The sequence below is a fragment of the candidate division KSB1 bacterium genome, from assembly GCA_016214895.1.
GTDB lineage: Bacteria > Electryoneota > RPQS01 > RPQS01 > RPQS01 > JACRMR01.
Genome location: JACRMR010000021.1, coordinates 1 through 18548, shown reverse-complemented (window position 1 = coordinate 18548; position 18548 = coordinate 1). Strand labels below are relative to the sequence as shown.

The 18548-nt window shown below is 60.3% G+C and carries 14 protein-coding genes; all 14 read right to left on the bottom strand.

What is annotated here, in order from left to right; genetic code table 11:
* Window positions 1-7: 7 nt before the first annotated feature.
* The 14 genes from HZB60_11670 to HZB60_11605 all read right to left on the bottom strand — a co-directional run bounded on the left by HZB60_11670 (window position 8) and on the right by HZB60_11605 (window position 17987).
* Window positions 8-1204: a serpin family protein gene (locus HZB60_11670; GenBank protein MBI5060426.1), complete on the bottom strand. Its 1197-nt coding sequence runs from the start codon at window positions 1202-1204 to the stop codon at window positions 8-10.
* 301 nt (window positions 1205-1505) lie between these two features.
* A complete protein-coding gene (locus HZB60_11665) occupies window positions 1506-3056 on the bottom strand; it encodes a hypothetical protein (protein MBI5060425.1) in 1551 nt (516 codons plus the stop codon).
* A gap of 428 nt (window positions 3057-3484) precedes the next feature.
* The gene (locus HZB60_11660; protein ID MBI5060424.1) at window positions 3485-3889 is read right to left on the bottom strand and encodes an endonuclease domain-containing protein; all 405 of its coding nucleotides are present in this window, start codon (window positions 3887-3889) and stop codon (window positions 3485-3487) included.
* 365 nt (window positions 3890-4254) lie between these two features.
* Entirely contained in the window at window positions 4255-7884 is a 3630-nt protein-coding gene (gene mfd / locus HZB60_11655; GenBank protein MBI5060423.1) for a transcription-repair coupling factor, read from the bottom strand.
* Between the two features lie 438 nt (window positions 7885-8322).
* Window positions 8323-10608 carry an NADP-dependent malic enzyme gene (locus tag HZB60_11650; GenBank protein MBI5060422.1) on the bottom strand — a complete coding sequence of 762 codons (2286 nt, stop codon included), beginning with the start codon at window positions 10606-10608 and terminating at the stop codon, window positions 8323-8325.
* A 93-nt stretch (window positions 10609-10701) separates the two neighbouring features.
* Window positions 10702-11463, bottom strand: a complete 762-nt coding sequence (locus HZB60_11645) for a hypothetical protein (protein ID MBI5060421.1) — start codon at window positions 11461-11463, stop codon at window positions 10702-10704.
* A gap of 107 nt (window positions 11464-11570) precedes the next feature.
* Window positions 11571-12500: a magnesium transporter CorA family protein gene (locus tag HZB60_11640; protein MBI5060420.1), complete on the bottom strand. Its 930-nt coding sequence runs from the start codon at window positions 12498-12500 to the stop codon at window positions 11571-11573.
* A gap of 115 nt (window positions 12501-12615) precedes the next feature.
* A complete protein-coding gene (locus HZB60_11635) occupies window positions 12616-13566 on the bottom strand; it encodes a hypothetical protein (protein ID MBI5060419.1) in 951 nt (316 codons plus the stop codon).
* 157 nt (window positions 13567-13723) lie between these two features.
* On the bottom strand, window positions 13724-14272 hold the full coding sequence (locus tag HZB60_11630) for a DUF2179 domain-containing protein (protein MBI5060418.1): 549 nt from the start codon (window positions 14270-14272) through the stop codon (window positions 13724-13726).
* 780 nt (window positions 14273-15052) lie between these two features.
* On the bottom strand, window positions 15053-15706 hold the full coding sequence (locus HZB60_11625; protein MBI5060417.1) for a GNAT family N-acetyltransferase: 654 nt from the start codon (window positions 15704-15706) through the stop codon (window positions 15053-15055).
* A 23-nt stretch (window positions 15707-15729) separates the two neighbouring features.
* Window positions 15730-16227 carry a hypothetical protein gene (locus HZB60_11620; protein MBI5060416.1) on the bottom strand — a complete coding sequence of 166 codons (498 nt, stop codon included), beginning with the start codon at window positions 16225-16227 and terminating at the stop codon, window positions 15730-15732.
* 211 nt (window positions 16228-16438) lie between these two features.
* Entirely contained in the window at window positions 16439-17017 is a 579-nt protein-coding gene (locus HZB60_11615) for an SRPBCC domain-containing protein (protein MBI5060415.1), read from the bottom strand.
* 74 nt (window positions 17018-17091) lie between these two features.
* On the bottom strand, window positions 17092-17448 hold the full coding sequence (locus HZB60_11610; GenBank protein ID MBI5060414.1) for a four helix bundle protein: 357 nt from the start codon (window positions 17446-17448) through the stop codon (window positions 17092-17094).
* 71 nt (window positions 17449-17519) lie between these two features.
* Window positions 17520-17987, bottom strand: a complete 468-nt coding sequence (locus HZB60_11605; GenBank protein MBI5060413.1) for an SRPBCC domain-containing protein — start codon at window positions 17985-17987, stop codon at window positions 17520-17522.
* Between the last annotated feature and the right edge of the window lie 561 nt (window positions 17988-18548).

Here is an 18548-nt window from a genome sequence, read left to right as displayed (position 1 = left end):
GGGTCAGTCATGGCGCGGGATTCACAACTCTTCCCAAAAACAAGATTTCGCCCGAAGCCTGCTCGCGAATCGCGAACAAGAATGGGTGATCAGCTTGGAAGACCTTCGGCCCGTGGAGATTGATGCCTTCCACGTCAATCACCGCCGTGGCTGCGGCCGCTTCAGTCCCTTTCTCGTTCACATCGATGAGTGCCTTGTGAACAACCTCCGAAATCCACGGTTCTGTCGGGCACATTCCCGAGAAATCGGCAACGTTGGGGATAAACGCCTGGATCATCCCGAGCTTCCGCAGCGGCGGGATCAAGTCGTAGTCTCGCGTCAGTTTGAACTTCGGCATTTGGATGCGGAGTTCGTCTTCGTATCGCAGGACTGAAACGGCCTCGGCCAGCAGCCCGGCGGCGACGTGAGGTTCCAGCGACTTCAAACCGAACCGTTGCCACGGCAGCACGATCAGCATCGAGAAGCTGCCATTCCCATAGGGCAATTCAAGCGCCTGATACTCCTCGGTCTCCCCATACATGAACTCCTTGATCTTGCTCTCGCTGCGCATGAACGGTACGGTTAAGCTCGATTTCGTGTCGGGATAGAACGGGCCTGGCCTTGTCCTCGCGGCATTAAACCGGTATTTCCAACTTCCGTAGAAGTAGACCGCATTCACCAGTGCGGCGCGTGTCAGATCGCAGTCGAACATCTCGGCCTTGACCAAGTCATTTATCTTATCGTGAGTCTTTCCTTCCACCCAGGAATTGATCCGCTCCGCCGCTGCCTCCCGCTGACAGAAGTCCAGCGTGTCGAGCTGTGCCTCGTAATGCTCGCGGATAATTCGCTCAAACTCCTGCTCCAGCACCGTCCCCGTGCGCAGCCAGATCGCATCGGCCGTTTCCAGCGTGATTCCCGTGTCCGATTCGTCAGCCTGATTCGTCGCTCGCAGCAACTCCGCAAACGATGCATGCACGTCCGGTATCCCCTCAATCTGCATCACCCGCGCCATCTCCGCGGCCGTCTCGCCGTGCGCGCCCGCATAGGCCATCGCCAGCGCCGTCGAGATACTGTATGGCGAGAAGAACAGGTTGCCCTCTGGCTTTGCCAATTCGCCGTACAGGTGCGCGGCAAACGTGTTGTTCGCCGCCACCACGCTGCTCATCTGCGCTTGTGCGTGGGCAGCCAGCAGTAGCGCAAGCAGAATTAAGAAGAGCTTCTTCATGGTTGGATTGGAGTTTGATTACTGACATTCCTTGACCCCGACTCGCTTGGAAGAACTCTCGCTTCGCCCCCCAACCGATTGGGGGGGCGGGGCACAACTGTCTTAATGTAAGTCGAGGATTGTCATGCTGAACGAAGTCTTCGTAGTGAAGCATCTCGGGAGATCGGAAGGGCATACCCGCCCCGTGGAGACGCCCGAGAGATTTTTCAGCCCCGAAGACGAGGCTTCAGAGTGACAGATCGACGTTAAGACAGCACTGGAGGGCAGGGGGTATCGGCAATCCCGACTTCTCAACGCCGAATCAAGGTCCACCACTACCTGGTGCCAATCCGGTCGCCCCGATGCCCTTACGAACCCACACCTCCCGGGGACTCACTGGCTCGCCGGTCTTCATCCGCAGCACTCGCCCGGCTTTCAGGGCCGGTCCGCGTCGTTCGTAGTACTCGGCCAATCCGAGGTCGCCGCAACCGTTCGGCAGGTCGAGCGGCTCATCGAGCATCACCGCCGCGAACGCCTGCTCCCGAATCCGCCCGCGAAGCTCGCTTGTCAGCCGTTCCGCGACCGCGCGATCGGGTCCGGTCAGCACATCGTAGATCGCATAGACGTGCGGCCGCACGACCCGGACGCCGTCCTGCAGTGGAAAGCCATGCGATGGCCACCACGCGTCGGCACCGGACTCCCGCGACACCTGCTTCAGCTCCTCCACCGCAGCGCGATCGTCCGCGGTGGGAAGTTGATCCGTGATCCGGTAGAACCGAGTCGTGAAACCCAGCAAGAGCACAAGATAAACACTCGCCAGCCCCAAGCCGAAATAACGCTCACCCAGCTCGCCCAGCCTCCGGGCCTGCGCGCGGGCGGCTTCGAGCAGCGTGTGCGCGCCCAGACCAAACCCGATCGCCAGCACCGCGTGGGCCGGAATCACGGCGTTCACATAGGCGCCTTCCTTCATCCGCGAGACGTAGGCGGTCAACAGCAGCGCTCCGGTCACCCAACCATAAAACGAGAATGAAGCGAGGTCCCGCCGCCGTAACGACCAGAGATTCCAGGCCGTAAGCGCGCTGGCCGCCGTCAGCGGAATGAACAAGTCCTTCAGCCAAAAACTGTACAACACCTGAGGCACCAGCCGGTGCGCGCGCGGCACCTCGAACAGATAATAACCGTACCAGCCGCCCGATTCGGCATTCAGCAGGGACGTCGCACCGATCATCAGAATCGCCGCCGGGAGCAAGAAATAGAGAGCCTGCTTGCGGCTCCACCAGATCGTGTACACCGCCATTCCGACCAACACGATCAACGCACCCTGCTTGGTCAGGAACGCCAACGCCAGCGCGAGCCCCGCCACCACACTTGCCCAGCGGGTACCAATCCGCAGCAGCGCGACTCCCGCGAGCAGCAGGAACACATAAAGCGAATCCACGCGAGCCAGATCAAACCAGAATCCGCTGGCGGAATAGCTCGCCGCGAACATCCCCAGCGCCAGCAGTCCGCAGAATCCGCTCCGCGTCTCGCGACGCACCAGCCAGCCAATCAGGACGAGCGAACCCAGCGTCGCCACCAGAGAGAGTAGCCGCAGCGGCGCGAGCCCCGGCCCCATGAACTGGGCGAACGGCGCCGACAGCCAGAAATATAGCGGGGGATAAATCGACGGCACAAAATCCGCCGACGGCGGAACATAAAGCGGCAACCCGTCCACGACCCGCTGCACGTGCGCGGCCATGCTTCCTTCGATCCACTCCAAATCGAAGGGAAAGCGCAGGCGCTGCACCGCCGTGGCGATGAACATCCCCACAAACCCAACCGCCGTCACTCCGACCAACCACCGGGCGATTCGTTCCTGCTTGAATAGACTCATGTTACTGGCTTTGAGATAGCTAACGTCTCTGAGTCTCGCCCCCCCCCAACTCGCTTGGGGGGGCAGGGGGGGGTTCTTCTCCCCACGCGCGGCCGCGGACTTAACCCCCCTTAGTCCCCCCAGTCAAGCTGGGGGGAGACCCGAGTTCTCCCCCCCCAACTCGCTTGGGGGAGCAGGGGGGGTTCTTCGCCCCACGCGCGGCCGCGGACTTAACCCCCCTTAGTCCCCCCAGACAAGCTGGGGGGAGACCAGAGTTCTCCCCCCCCAAACTCGCTTGGGGGGGAAGGGGGGGTTCTTCTCCCCAGGCGCGGCCGCAGACTTAACCCCCCTTAGTCCCCCCAGTCAAGCTGGGGAGAGACCCGAGTCCACCCCCCCAACTCGCTTGGGGGGGAAGGGGGGGGTTCTTCGCCCCATGCGCGGCCGCGGACTTAACCCCCCTTAATCCCCCCAGTCAAGCTGGGGGGAGACCCGAGTTCGAGTATGCGTTTTATCTCGGCGATCACGCCGTCAAGTGTACGAAGGACTTCGTCGTTCGTGAAACGCAATACGCGGTAACCTTGGCTGCGCAGGTAGCCATCGCGTCGCTGATCCGCTGCTCCCGCTTGATCGCCGCCGTGCGTGTGTCCGTCGACCTCAATGACGAGCTGTTCCCGCGGTGCACAGAAATCCACGATGTACGGCCCGACGGTGTGCTGTCGTCGAAAATGTGCGCCAAGTTGATTTGCACGAATAGCGCGCCACAGGGCACGTTCAGCCGGTGGTGGATCAGCGCGCATTTCCCGCTGATGGCCCCAATTTGCGGTTGGCACTTTGCGCCAGTCGTTCTTCTTCATCTGTCTTCTCTCCCCCCCCAACTCGCTTGGGGGGGAAGGGGGGGGTTCTTCGCCCCATGCGCGGCCGCGGACTCAACCCCCCTTAGTCCCCCCAGTCAAGCTGGGGGGAGACCCGAGTTCTTCCCCCCCCCAACTCGCTTGGGGGGAAGGGGGGGGTTCTTCTTCCCATGCGCGGCCGCAGACTCACCCCCCCTTAATCCCCCCAGTCGAGCTGGGGGGAGACCCGAGTTCTCCCCCCCAACTGGCTTGGGGGGGAAGGGGGGGTTCTTCTTCCCATGCGCGGCCGCAGACTCAACCCCCCTTAGTCCCCCCAGTCAAGCTGGGGGGAGACCCGAGTCCACCCCCCCCCAACTCGCTTGGGGGGGCTATGTTGCCAGTCTTAGCTGCTCCGCCCCCGCAATTTCCCCCAAGAACCCCACCGCATAGCCCAGCTTTTCGTCCCAGCCGGCTTTGATCACACCGAGCGGCAGTTTGATCTTCACCGGACCACTGGCCGCGAATTCTACCGGATAGCCCGCCGCGCGGGCCGCGATCTCTAACAGCTTGTCGCGGCTCATCTGGCCCTTGGGAAACTCGATCACCATCTCGGCCGGCATGATCTCGATGCGCTCGGCGCCGAGTTTCTCGCCCAGCACGCGCACGCGCACCATGTCAAACAAGTTCTCCGCCGCCGAGGGCAGCTTGCCGAAGCGGTCACGCACATCCTGCTCGATCTCATCCACGCGCTCAAGCGACTGTGCCTTCGACATTTCGCGGTAATAGTTCAAGCGCATGCCGCCCTCGGGCATGTAATTCTCCGGGAAGAACGCGTCCGCATCCAGCCGCAGCTTCAGCTCCACCGGCGGCGTCTCGTCCGCGTCGCTGCCCAGCTGCTCGAGCTGCACCTCTTTCACCGCTTCCTCGATCAGCCGCTGGTACATCTCGAAGCCAACCGCATTAATATAACCGGATTGCTCGCGTCCCAGCAGATTGCCCGCGCCGCGAATTTCCAGGTCGCGCATCGCCACCTGAAAGCCCGCGCCCAGCGAGGAAAAATTCGTGAGCGCGGCCAGCCGTTCGCGCGCGATGCGCGACATCTCGAAACGCGGCGGCACCAGCAGATACGCGTACGCCTTGCGCGAACTGCGGCCGATCCTGCCGCGCAACTGATGCAACTGCGCCACGCCAAAGCGGTCCGCGCGGTTCACAATCATCGTATTTACATTCGGCAAGTCGATCCCCGATTCGATAATCATGGTCGAGATCAAGACCTGCACACTCCCCTCGATGAAGTCCACCATCACCTTAGAGAGTTGATCTTCCTCCATTTGGCCGTGCGCAATCGCAAAGCTGACCTTGGGCAGCAGCCGCTCCAGCATCCGCTTCACCGCCGGAATCGACTGAATCCGGTTGTGCACGAAGAACACCTGCCCGCCGCGCGTCAGTTCGTACTCAATCGCCTCCTTAATAACCTTTTCCGAAAATTCCACCACGTCGGTTTCAATCGGCAGCCGGCCCGGCGGCGGCGTGCTGATCTGCGACAAATCCCGCGCACCCATGAGCGCCATGTGCAACGTGCGCGGAATCGGCGTCGCGCTCATCGACAACACGTCGATGTTCGCCTTAAGTGACTTGATTCGCTCCTTTTGCACGACGCCGAACCGGTGCTCCTCGTCGATCACGAGCAAGCCCAGATCGTGGAACTGCACATCCTTCGAGAGAATCCGGTGCGTACCGATCAGCACATCGAGATTGCCGTCGGAGAGCCGTTTCGCCGAGAGCTTCTGTTCGCGCGGATTCTGAAAGCGCGACATCACTTCAACCTTCACCGGCCAGCTCTTGAAGCGCTCCTTGAACGTGCGGAAATGCTGCATCGCCAGAATGGTCGTCGGCACCAGCACGGCCACCTGCTTGCCGTCGGTGACAGCCTTAAACGCCGCGCGCATCGCCACTTCGGTCTTGCCATAACCCACGTCCCCCGCGATCAGCCGGTCCATCGGCACCGCGCGCTCCATGTCGCGCTTGACCTCCTCCGCCGCGCGCAACTGATCCGGCGTGTCCTCATAGGGGAAACTGGCCTCCATTTCGCGCTGCCAAAGCGTGTCCGGCGAATAGATGATCCCGTTGGCCTGCTTGCGCGTCGCGTACAGCTTGATCAAATCCTCGGCAATCGCGAGCAGCGACTTCTTGGTCTTCTTCTTCAGCTCTTTCCAGTCGCGGCCGCCGATCTTCGAGAGCGGCGGCTGAAACCCCTCACGACCAGAGTATTTTTGGATTTGCGCGAGGTTTTCCAGCTTCACAAACAGCGTGACATCGTCGCGATACAGGATCTTCAAGACCTCGCGCTGCGTCCCGCCGACCTGAATCTTGGTCATCCCCACATAGCGGCCGATGCCGTAATCAATGTGCACGACATGATCGCCCGGCTTCAGCGAGTCAATATCGTGCAGCGGCACCACATTCTTGAACTTCATGAAGCGTCGGCGACGCCTCATCCTGCCGAAAATATCATGGTCCACCAGCACGGCCAGCTTCGCCGCGGGCAGCGTGAACCCGTGATGCAGTCCGCCTTCACGAATTTCGAACGCCGGTTCGGGGCAGCCGCGCTCGATCAGCACCTGCGCCAGCCGGTCGCCCGCGAGCTGCGAATCCGCCAGAATCACCGCCTGCGTCCCCTGCGCGTAATAGTCGCGCAGCCGGTCCGCGACCAGCGGCAGATTCGCCGCGAAACGCTCCTGCGGCTGACCGCCAAAATCAATCACCGCATCGTCATCGGCCGGTGAATTCTCGATGAACACCTGCGCGAACAGCTTCGACGCCCGACGAATCAGATCATAGTGAATCGCGCTCTCGACGCCCTTCCCGTTCCCCCACGAAGTGGGGGAAGGCTCGGACTCTGAGCTCCCCCCACTCTGTGGGGGGATTAAGGGGGGTCGGTCCTCCAAACCTGAAACTTGAAACTTGAAACTTGAGTCCGAACTATCGCCTTCCGGCTCGTCCTCGTCGGTATCTTCCCGTTTCAAGTTTGATGTTTCAAGTTTCTCTTCATCTTCATCATCCCACACCACCGACGGATCTTCCACGTCCAGCATGCGCTCGGCCAACTTGCGGAAGCGCGACGAGCTGCGCGCGTCGTGTGCTTCTTCATAGACCTTTTTCACGGCCTGCCAACTCGCCCGGCCCGCACCCCAGACGATCACGGTCTCGGCCTGCAGGTGTTCGAGCAGATGCGACTTGTTCGCCGACGGCAACGAGCCCGCCATCATCGTGACTTCGGGAATCTCACCCGTGGATTTCTGCGAGGACGGATCGAACGTGCGCACACTCTCCACTTCCTCGTCGAAGAATTCCACGCGCACGGGCTCCTGCGCCCCGAACGGATAGATATCCACGACTGCGCCGCGCACGGCATATTGCCCCACCGTCTCCACGAACATCTCGCGGTGATAGCCCGTGTCGTGCAGAAACAGCAACAGCGATTCACGCGTCAGGCTCTCGCCTTTGGCGATCACATACATGTTTTGCTCAACCGTACCCGGCTCAGGCAGCGGATCGACCAGCGCGGCCACCGTCGCCACAATGAGCGGCCGCTCCCGCCGCGACAGCGCCAGCAGCGCCTCCGCCCGCTCGCTCTGCTCCACCGGCGTAAGTTCGCGATTGAAATGCGGCCGACCCGGCAACAAACATGGGCCCAAACGTGAAACTTCAAACTTCAAACTTGAATCCGAGTTTGACTCTTTCAAGTTTCCGGTTTCAAGTTTTGAGTTTTCTTCCGAGAGCACCGTCAGATCATCCGCGTACTCTTCCGCATCCTCCACCGTCTCGGCCACCAACAGCACCGGCCGCCCGCACACCGTATGCAGATAATCCGCCACCAGCACCGGCAGCGCCCCCGGCACGTTCTTGACAGTGACACGCGCCGAGGCACCCGTTTGCGGGTGCCCGGAACCGCCAAACATCCGCCCCAGCTCCGCGAACGGCGGTGACGGGAATAATCTATCTTTAAGCCATTTCATAGGGTATCATTCAAACGAAAAGCAACAAATCAAAATCGCCGGGTAGAGGCGGCCCTGCGTGGCCGCCACCTGCCCAACCTGCACGCGCGTTGCCCGACCGGAATCGGAACACTCCCCCGAGCGCACTGCCGCACGGGCTTGTTGCGGAAAGGCGCTCGCCGAGCCGTGCGTCCCCGCGCGGCCGGAATCTGAGGCATTTGATGCCAATTGAAGCACAACGGAGTTTGACTGCCATCAATTCCGGCGGGGACACAGTCCCCGCTCGGCGGATTCCAAGCGCACGTATGAGCGCCTTCCGCCGAGCGGCTCACGCACCGCCGCTACATCCTCTTCGCTTCATCGTTCCGCGTTCCGGGTTCATCTATCATCGTTCATCTATTTCAATCCCCTCCCCGCCGCGCACCCAAACCGAGCACGCGGCAGGAAGAGAGAAGCGCCTCAGTGCGTCGTCACGTCCACCACCGAGAACGCCGCCGCCTGCACAATGTCGCCGACGTCGCTCGTGCGATGCACCACATGGACGCTCTTGGCCATGCCCATCAGAATCGGGCCGATCGCTTCCGCGCCGCCCAGCTTCATGAGCAGCTTGACCGCGATGTTCGCCGAGGTCATGTCGGGGAAAATCAGCGTGTTGGCTGCGCCGCCCTTCAACACCGAGAACGGATAGGTCTCGTCCAACACCGCCTGATCCACCGCCGTGTCGGCCTGCATCTCGCCGTCAATCAGGATCTCTGGCCGCTGCTGCCGGACCAGCTCCATCGCCGCCCGCACCTTCCTGGCCAACGGGTGATTCACACTGCCGAAATTCGAGAAGCTGATCATCGCGACCCGCGGCTCAATCGCAAAGTTCAGCTTCACCGTCAGCGCCGCCAGAATCGCAATGTCCGCGAGGTCCTCGGCGCTGTTGGCATCGACGTTCACCGCCGTATCCGCGATGAAGACCAGTTTCTCCTTGAAGATCAGCGCATGCAGGGCCGCGACGTTGCGGATGCCCGGCCGTTTCGATAGAATCTGCAAGGCGGGCCGGATCGTGTCCGAGTAGTGCGCCGAGACACCGCCCACCAGCGCATCCGCCTTGCCCGCCCGCAAGAGCATCGCCGCCAAGTAGTTCGGATCGCCCAGCAGCTTGCGGGCCTCGCTCTTCGTCACGCCCTTGCGATTCCGCAGCCGCCAGAACTCCTCGACATATTGATCCATTTCCGCCGCCGGGATCAGGTCGGGATCGATGACCTCGACACGGGCCGAGTTCTGCAAGCCCAGCTCGCGCTGCCGCTCCTCGATGACCCGCCGATAGCCCACCAGCACCGGCGTGCCGATCTTCTCGTCCACGATCATGTCCGCCGCCCGCAAAATCTTCGGATGCTCACCCTCGGGGAAGATGATCCGCTTGGGTCCCATCTTCGCACGGTTGATGAACATGCGCGTGACCTCCCGGCCCAGTCCCAAGAGCGCTTCGAGATGCTCGCGGTAGGCGTCGAAATCGGTGATCGGCTTGCGTGCGACGCCGCTTTCACAGGCCGCCCGGGCGACCTCCACCGCCTCCCACAGCAAGACGCGATGATCGACCGGCTTAGGAATCAGATACTCGCGACCGAACTGAATCCGGTCCACGCCGTAGGCCTGACAGACATAATCTGGAACGTCTTCCTTCGCCAACCGGGCCAGCGACCGCGCCGCCGCCAGCTTCATCGCCTCGTTAATCTGACTCGCGTGCGTGTCCAGCGCGCCGCGGAAGATGAACGGAAAGCCCAGCACGTTGTTCACCTGATTCGGATAGTCACTGCGCCCCGTGGCCATGATCACATCGCGGCGCGCGTCCATCGCGTCCGGATAGCTGATCTCGGGATCCGGATTCGCCATCGCCAATATGATCGGATTCGCCGCCATCGAGCGCACCATCTCCTTCTTCACCACATTCGCCACCGAGCAGCCGCAGAACACGTCCGCATCCCGCAGCGCGTCGGCCAACGTCCGCCGTTCCGTATCTTGCGCAAAGTAAGCCTTGTATTTGTTGTACTTCGGGTGCGCCGGATCGAGATCCTCGCGGCCATGGTAGAGCACACCCTTCGTGTCGCAGAGCAGCACATTCTCGTGCCGCACGCCCAGCGTCTCGTACATCCGAGCACAGGCAATGCCCGACGCGCCCGCGCCGCTGAACACCACCCGCAATTTGGAAATGTCCTTGCCACTGATCTCCACCGCGTTCAATAACCCGGCCCCGGAAATAATCGCCGTGCCGTGCTGGTCATCGTGAAACACGGGAATGTCCATCGTCGCCTTCAGCGTCTCTTCGATGTAGAAGCAGTCCGGCGCCGCGATGTCCTCCAGATTGATCCCGCCAAACGTTGGCTCGATCATCTGACAAAACTTGATTATGTCGTCCGCATTGTGCGAGTTCACCTCGATGTCGAATACGTCAACATCCGCGAACCGCTTGAACAACACCGCCTTTCCTTCCATCACGGGCTTCCCCGCCAGCGCCCCGATGTTGCCTAACCCCAGCACCGCCGTCCCGTTGGAGATGACCGCCACCAGATTCTCCCGCGCCGTGTACAAATAGGCCAGTTCCGGGTTCGCGTGAATCCGCAAACACGGCTCCGCCACGCCCGGCGTGTACGCCAGCGACAGGTCAAACTGCGTGCGACAGGGTTTGGTGGGCACGACTTCAATCTTGCCGTGCCGGCCCCGTGCATGATACTCCAATGATTGTTCGCCCAAATCCATCTGTGTGTCCTTTATGTGTCGGCCGCGCAGGTCGCCTTCGCCTGCCACGGCTCTTGGTGTTCTATCTACTACTAACGGTCTCCACTACCCCTACTACTGACGGTCTCTGACCGTCGGCGATCTGCCGAACACGAGTGGCTTGACCCGGATTTCGGCAATGAGCGTCGGAGTAATGATATCATAAGCGTCAATACTACCTCCAAGCCAATTGTCGCCGAACCTTGCGACATCGCCGTGTATCCGCGACAGGATTACAAACTCAAGCTCTGGACGCAACGCATACATCACTCCGAATTCCGCCGCAGCACCCAAATTCAAGGCGCTCTTCCATGTTTCGCCAGATACCGATTTGGGCGTCCGATAGACCTCTTCGAGTTGCTGGTGTCCAAGCGAGTCCGTGTAGACGCTATAGTACGTTCGCTGGAAATGTCGTGAGTATCCATACACGAACCTCCCCACATCCAGTCCGCCCCCAACAACCAATAGTGCTCTCCCGTGCCCGATTCGCTCGCGCGCGCCAAGCGTGAAGCGGCGGTCCGACCAATATGATTCTCCTTCATCATGATCAATCCAGTCTTGCCGCCATCCCCACGAGCCGCTTGACCACCGATCGGCTGGCATGTTCGTCGCGCGATACGCCGCGTAGAACTCATGTCGGGAGAATGTCATCCCGGCCTCGAAGTACATCGCTTCGGCGTGCGCGGTTTGCCATTCAAAGCCTCCGTAAAACGGCCAACCTTCGGGCCGGAACAGTGGCTGCGTTAGAACTCCACCCACGCCCACAAACGGCCGCCACTCCCGCGCCTGACTTACTGCTGCGACGCATAGCATGGTCAACAACAAAACGGCTCGCATGAATAACCCCGATTCTGCTGAGTTGCTTTCCGGGCGGCTCACGCAGCCGCCGCTACTCCCCGCGTCTATCATCTATCATCGTTCATCTATTGCCTGCCTCCCCCCTATCACCGCTTCCTCAAAAACCTCACCAGCACCATCCACGTCAGCCAACCCATCGCCACCATGCCCATGATGAACAGCGCATAGGACAGCTTCCAGCTCGTCCCGCTCGTCATCATGCTGAACTCGGACATGCCGCCGATCCCCGCGATCAGGTTCAACGGCAGGAAGATGATATTGATCAGCGTCAGGTCGCGCAGCAGGATCGTCATGTTGTTGTTCACGATATTCCCCCGCGCGTCCATCAGCCCGGACAAAACCTCCGAATAGATCTGCGCCTGCCGCGCACACTGGTGATTGTCCAGCCGGATGTCGTCCAGCAAATCGCCCTGCGGCTCCGACAGCCGGGCCTTGCGCGGGTTCACACTCAGCTTGGCCAGCACCAGCTCGTTGCCCTCGATGGCGTTCATATAATACGTGAGGCTCTCGCTCAACCCGAACATCTGCAACAGATACTTGTTCTCCAGCGAGGTGTTGACCTTGGTCTGCAACTCCGATGTGATCTGCTTGATCCCCTTCAAGTGATCGAGGTAGTGCCGAATCGTCGAGAGCAGATAGCGCAGCAGCACGTCCAGCGGCGACTCCACATTCTTGAATTCGCGCGGCGTGAAGTAGATCTCCTCCGCCGCCGTGATGATCGTCAGCCGGTGCGGCTCCAACAGCAGCCCCACCGAAGCCACGTCAAAGCGCAGCCGCTGGTCGAAGGTCACGCTGAGCGGCTGCTTCCAGATGATGAACACGCGGTCGTCGTCGAATTCAATGCGCGAGACCTCGTCCGGGTCCAGCGCCGACTCAATGTCGTGCAGGTCCAGATCCAGCAGCTCGTGCGCGCGCCGCTTCTCGGTCTCATCCGCGCAGGTGAACACCAGAATCGACGCCCGCTCCGCCGTCACCGGAACAATCATCCGGTTCTGAATTTCGTAGGATTGAATCATCGGCCTTCTCTTCTCCCCCCTGCGTTAGCGGAGGGGTAACGTGCAGCAGATCAGTCAGCCGGCCACAATGCCACATGCAGCCGCTCTTCTTCATCCCTCATCCCTCATCCCTCTTTCACCGGTTCCACGCGCCCCATGCTCCGTACCACCAGATCATCTCCCGCAGCAGCCACTTCGCCTGATGAATTGACTCGCCGCCGATCTCATCCGCAAGAAAGTCCGCGGGCGCAAGCTGCGGCACGTCGTAGGCCAGCTCCGCGGTCGCCGTCGGCAGATAGATCCGGTAACCCAGCGGCAGTTCGATCGCCCGCAAATTCGCCGCCCGCGAATGCAGCCCGCGCTGATCGAAGCAGTAATCCACCGACCCGCGCGCCTGTACGATCGACGCGAAGGCCAGGGCCGGTTGCCAGCTGCGGTCCAGCCAGAACACGATGGGTTCGCAGTAGAGCCGCCCCCCACCGGGATAGATATCCGGATAGCTCTCGGTCGCGAAGGTCGTTCCGGGAATCCGCGTGTGCAAGCGCGCCCCGTGCAACGGCAAATCCGTCAGCTGGGCGGCAAGCTCTTGCCACAACTCCTCGTCGCCGCTGAACCCGTGCAAGTCAAAGAGCAGCCCGCGAGTCTGACGCAAGGTGTCCAAGGCCGCCGCAAATTCGCGCGTCACCCGCGCGGGATCGGTCCAGTCACGAATCCGCAGATAGCCGCTGCCTTCGTCTTCCTCATCCAGCGTGAACCGCGATAGCCGAAAACTGAGCACTGCTGCGGTGCCGATACTGTCCGTCTGCGGCAGGGCCATGGCCTGATCGTCATCGCAGGCGGCGCGCACAAATTCGTCCAGCGCCGTCTCAATCTCCGTCCGGGAGAGTCCCCCAAGCGCCAGTTGCGCCACCGCGACTGCTTTCGCCGCATCCACCCGCTGCGGATCCAGCAATTCCGCCGGATAATAATCCAGCACCGCCTGACACGCTGCGTCCAGCACGGCCTGTGAAGCCGCGGACGGCGAGAACTCCTGCCCCCGCGCTACGATTCCCCACACGATCAGCAGACTAAACAAGATCGCTTTCATCTCGATCAACCTCTGTCGCAGCGCAGGGTTGTAGGGGCCGGCTGCGCCGCCCGGTTTCCGCGACCCGCTCGTCATTCACCTCATCCCCCGAGCGGGGTCTCCAGACCCCGTCTGAATCGGCCTCATACTTCATCGTTCATCGTTCATCGTTATTTCTTCATCCTCCCCAAATCCGCCCCCACGGCGTCCCCCGCTTCTTTAACCCCACCTGCTTGACATCCGCGATCGTGTAGAACGCCGCCGGATCAATCTCCTCGATCAAGCGACAGAGTCCCGGCACACTCCTGCGCTTGTCCGCCAGCATCACAATCTCCACATCCATTCCTTTGCTCTTGCCGTCCAGCCAGGTCACCGGATAGCCGCGCTCGTGCAGCTTTTCGCCCATCCCCACCTCCCGCCGCGAGATCACGCGCAGCATCTGCCAGCCCATGGCGATCCGCGATTCGATCAACAACCCCACATAGTTCCCCGCCGCGAAACCCGCCGAATAGACCACCGTCAAATACCAGGTGTCCAGATTGCGGATCACCTGTCCCGCCACATTGATCCAGATGAACACCTCAAAGAACCCGAACCCCGCCGCCAGCAGCGGCAGCCCGCGCATGATCGAAATCGTCCGCATCACCGTAAACGTCTGGTCCACGATCCGCGACAAAAACAGCGCGATCAAAAGCACCCACATGGGCGCGTGAAGAATGGCATTCATGTCTAATTCGGTTTCCCCCCACATCCTGCGGGGGGACCCAGGGGGTTGTTCTTCCTCCGCCGAGCAGGGATTCCTTCCCCACTTCCGCCGAGCAGGGATTCCTTCCCCACTTCCGCCGAGCAGGGATTCCTTCCCTGCCGGAATTGTCAGCAGCACGTCCCCCTCCGCCACCAAACCGACGCGCAGGGGCCGACGGCATCGCCCGCCGCACGGCCAAACCCCGCAACCCCGTGCCCAATCCAATTCAATCTTCTTGGCGGCACTTGTCTCCAAGTGCCCCAATCGGGAGAAGCGAGAAGCCTACTCGGGAGTACAAGGTCAAGCTTTGTTTTCATCAGATGGGGCACATGCAGACATGTGCCGCCAAGGAATATTCTCCTTCGACGCATCCAATATGCATTAGTTTGTCCGTTTTCGACGGATATACAACAAGGTCTCCGAGCTTTATCTCCCGTGCGAACCGAAGGATTTGGCCTGTGTTGATAGACACAGCGCCGGGCTTTGTTTCTGGATAGAATTCAACTAACCGTTTGGCAAAAGCCTCACGGCTTGGCATGAGTTTAGATAGATCACCCATTTCTGCCACCCCAGACCGATGCAATCTGATTGCAGAAACAGCTTGTCCGCATCACCAGTCTTGCCTGCGTGAATGCCCCAGATGTTCCGCTCTTCTTTAGCCATACCAGCTTCTCTCTCTTTGGTGTTTCACCGGCAGATTGATGTTGTTTTCGGACCCTGAGCGCATTTCCATGCGGCGCTACTCGGGTCACGTTTCAAGTTTCAGCTTTCAAGTTTCTCTTCCAGCTCCAGCTCATCCCGGCACGGAATCCCGTGATCGCCAATCTCGGGGATGCGCGGCTTGGTGACGCGGGCGGCGTCAATCGCGCCGACATGCACCGCCACGATCCGCATGCCCCGCTTCTGATAGAACTGCAAGGCCCGCAGATTGTCGTTCGAGGTCGTCAAAAACATGCGATTGCATGACGCTCGTTTCGCCACCGCTCTGACCGCTGCCAGCAGCGCCGCCCCCACCCCGCGATTCTCGGCAAAGCTGTTCAAGCTGATCAGCTCACACTCCCCATCCGCAATATGATAAGTCGCTAATCCGATCGGCAACCCCCCTTCAGTTCCCCCCAAATTCGGAAATTTGGGGGGAAGGTCCGATGTCTTCTCCCCCCCAAATCTCTGATTTGGGGGGGCAGGGGGGGTGACGGCCACAAACCCCGCCAACTTCGTCGTATCAAACCACACGAAGCGGCTCATAATCTCCACGCCGCCCCACCACTGCTCGCACACCTCCCGCGCCCACGCGCGATGCTCGTCCGCCAGCGGGATGATCTCGAATTCGGGATTCCGGGCACCCGCGGACGGGTGCCTCGGCGAGTCGGGTTCCCCTCCGTTAACGGGGGGGTTAGGGGGGGTCTCGGCTTTCACGTTTCAAATTTCAAGTTTCAAGTTTATCTGCCCTGGAACATCCGCTCTAACTTCTGCCGCAGTTCATTCTGTGCTTTGAAGAGCAATTCACGCAGCCGATTCTTCGCGCGCTCCGTCAGGCCGGAGGTCTCCAGCTCGGCATAGGGCCGCTTGCGGATGAACAGTTTCAAGAGCGGACGCTCGGCCCAGGCCGCGGGCACCGACAACACCAGCGGCCGCACGAACTGCCAATCCGCCGCCGGCTCGATGCGCAGACTGTCCGCGGCGAGCACCTCATCCGTCAGCCGCGCGAGCAACCCCTGGAGCTCCGCATCGGTCGGACTCTCGCCGGTGAGGTGAATCGCGATCCCTGCCTTGTCCTTCAGCTTCGCACTATCCGCCGCCAGCATCGTGCCCAGTCCGCTTGACGCTATACCCTCGACCTCCACCAGCACGAGCCGCTTGTCGAAGGTCGTCACCTCAATATCTTTCGCCAGCGCACACGGAGAAAGCCAGCACAACGCGAGGATCGCGACGCACATTGTAGTTCTGCTTTGTTCCTTCATCCTTGTTCCTTGATCCTTGTCAAGAATTGCTCCACGTGAAGCAGCGCAGGCGAAACTTGAAACTTCAACCTTGAAACGCGACGCCGCCAATTCGCAGAGTGCTCGACAATGAGCTATTCCTGCTCCAATTGCAACACGACGAGCGGCCGAGATAGCCGCTGCGTCGTGCTCCAATTGTGGGTGGCGGTTAGTCTCGATTCAGCGCCTTCCCGTACAGCAAGTACGCTTTCACGCCGCAGTGAAACTCCGTCCAGCCTTCGCACATCATGAACGCGTTCTTCAAGTGCTTGGTCGGATAGCCGCTCTCGTGAACACGGAAGATCGTCTTCCCGTCCTTGCGCACGAACTCGAAGCGAACGACGGTGAGGTACTTCTCGCCCCAGCCCCCCATGTGCATCACGATCTCCTTGTGTTTCTCGAATTTGACAACCTTGAAGGTCACCCAGCCCCACTCTTTCCAGAACCATGAAATCGGTTGGAGTTTCGGACCGTATTCGCCCTTCATGTCATCCACGAAGTGCTGCTTCATGTGCTTCGACAGCACCACCGCGTCCCAGACCTTGGCCAGCGGCAGCTTGAACACGTTCGACGTGGTGTACCCGATCGGCCCCTTCCCCACCGGCAACTTCGGCGGCGGCGGCACCACGGTCGAAACACCCGCCGCCGGCTGCTTCACAACTTTCTTCACAGCCTTTTTCTTCACAGCCTGCTTCGCCGCAACCTGCTTGGCCGGAGCCTTCTTCTTCGTCGCCTTCTTGACAGCCATTTCCCTTACCTCCTGTTTGTGAACAAAACGTGAAACTTGAAACTTCAAACTTGATCCGCCATCTCCACAGAGGATTAAGTCTTCGCCTTCGTCCGTTTCACCATCGAGACGAAGATCGCCATCAGTTCGTCCGCTTCGGCCGTCAGCGCAGCCAGCTTCTTAGCCGTAACCTCCCCGGCTTCTACCAGTAGTTCAAGCCAGTATCGAGACTCCTCCAGTTCCTGCATCGCCAGTTCGACCTTGCTCACGAAGTCCGCGTTGGAGCGGGCGCGACACGACTCCGCGTACACCGCACCGACTGCTGTCCCGGATCTCAGCACCTGTTTCCCCAGCACTTGTGCCACGGTCGTCTTGGGCAGCGCACAGTAGAGCTTGACAACTCGCAGAGCAAACTGCCGTGTCCGCTGTCGCAAGTCTTCATTCGGTTTCATGATCGGACTCCGCTTTTAAGTTTCAAGTTTGAGGTTTTCGGGTCTCACGTTTCAAGTTTGAAGTTTCAAGTTTAGTCTTTCTCGTGCCTGAGGTCTTTCCCGTGCATCAAGTAGCTCTTCAGGTACGCCAGAAACGTCGTCCAGCCTTCGCAGTTCGAGAAGGCGTTTTTCAGATGCGCCTGCTTCCAGCCGCGCTCATGAATTTCGAGTTCGACTAACTTGCCCTTCTTCTTCAGCGTGAAGGTCACGGTCGTGAGGTACTTCTTGGTGTGGTCTTCCCACAGAAACTCAAGTTTCTTCTCGCTTTGGAAGACCGTTGGCCACTGCGTCATGCTGCCCCAGCGCTTCCAGTGCCAGACCACGGGTTCAAGCTGCGCGCTAAAATCGCCGGTGACCTTGCCCACGAAGTAGCTCTGCGTGTGCTTCGCCAGCGTAATCGCCGCCCAGACTTTGGCCGCCGGCGCCGCGTAGGAATTCGCCACCTTAAACCCAATCTTCCCTCTGCCCAGCGGCAGCAGCTTCTTAGCCTTACCAGCCATGGAGTCTCCTTTCATTCTGCTCTCCCCCCATATCCTATGGGGGGCCGGGGGGGGATCTTCTGCCCAAACGAACTCGCGTTACTTTATAAAATCATTGCGCTTGACTAGCACTCTGCTTTATCCCGCATCCCTTCTGCCTTGCAGGGGCCGATTGCATCGCCCGTGACCGTGTCGTCCGTCGTGTGGCGCCGTATGGATATGTAGTTACATCTTCGATACGAAAATGCACTCGCTGACTTCCTTGCGATGGTCAGGATTGGGACAAACGAGGCTGCGCCGTGTGATTGTCTCTCTTCGGAAGCCCTTGTACAAACGGGCGATTTCTTCGTGATCGGCATTGCTCACGATGACCAATGTTCCTCGCTTGGACGCTCGCTGACACGATTCTGCAAGTCGTTCTTGGTCCAACCACGAGAAGTTTGGAGTGTACCCCAGAAACTGGACAGTCAGCTGTGTTGAGTTAGATGGGGTGTTGGGGGTTGTTTTGATTTGAGTTCGAACTCGACCGGGGACAGATATCCGAGGGCCGAGTGGCGTCGATCGCGATTGTAGACCTGATCG

Bases quoted from the DNA above. Each gene is read 5' to 3' on its own strand.
- HZB60_11665 (MBI5060425.1), bottom strand. From the start codon at position 3,056: ATGAGTCTATTCAAGCAGGAACGAATCGCCCGGTGGTTGGTCGGAGTG.
- HZB60_11620 (MBI5060416.1), bottom strand. From the start codon at position 16,227: ATGTGCGTCGCGATCCTCGCGTTGTGCTGGCTTTCTCCGTGTGCGCTG.
- HZB60_11670 (MBI5060426.1), bottom strand. From the start codon at position 1,204: ATGAAGAAGCTCTTCTTAATTCTGCTTGCGCTACTGCTGGCTGCCCAC.
- HZB60_11650 (MBI5060422.1), bottom strand. From the start codon at position 10,608: ATGGATTTGGGCGAACAATCATTGGAGTATCATGCACGGGGCCGGCAC.
- HZB60_11640 (MBI5060420.1), bottom strand. From the start codon at position 12,500: ATGATTCAATCCTACGAAATTCAGAACCGGATGATTGTTCCGGTGACG.
- HZB60_11635 (MBI5060419.1), bottom strand. From the start codon at position 13,566: ATGAAAGCGATCTTGTTTAGTCTGCTGATCGTGTGGGGAATCGTAGCG.
- HZB60_11660 (MBI5060424.1), bottom strand. From the start codon at position 3,889: ATGAAGAAGAACGACTGGCGCAAAGTGCCAACCGCAAATTGGGGCCAT.
- HZB60_11610 (MBI5060414.1), bottom strand. From the start codon at position 17,448: ATGAAACCGAATGAAGACTTGCGACAGCGGACACGGCAGTTTGCTCTG.
- mfd (MBI5060423.1), bottom strand. From the start codon at position 7,884: ATGAAATGGCTTAAAGATAGATTATTCCCGTCACCGCCGTTCGCGGAG.
- HZB60_11615 (MBI5060415.1), bottom strand. From the start codon at position 17,017: ATGGCTGTCAAGAAGGCGACGAAGAAGAAGGCTCCGGCCAAGCAGGTT.
- HZB60_11630 (MBI5060418.1), bottom strand. From the start codon at position 14,272: ATGAATGCCATTCTTCACGCGCCCATGTGGGTGCTTTTGATCGCGCTG.
- HZB60_11645 (MBI5060421.1), bottom strand. From the start codon at position 11,463: ATGCGAGCCGTTTTGTTGTTGACCATGCTATGCGTCGCAGCAGTAAGT.
- HZB60_11605 (MBI5060413.1), bottom strand. From the start codon at position 17,987: ATGGCTGGTAAGGCTAAGAAGCTGCTGCCGCTGGGCAGAGGGAAGATT.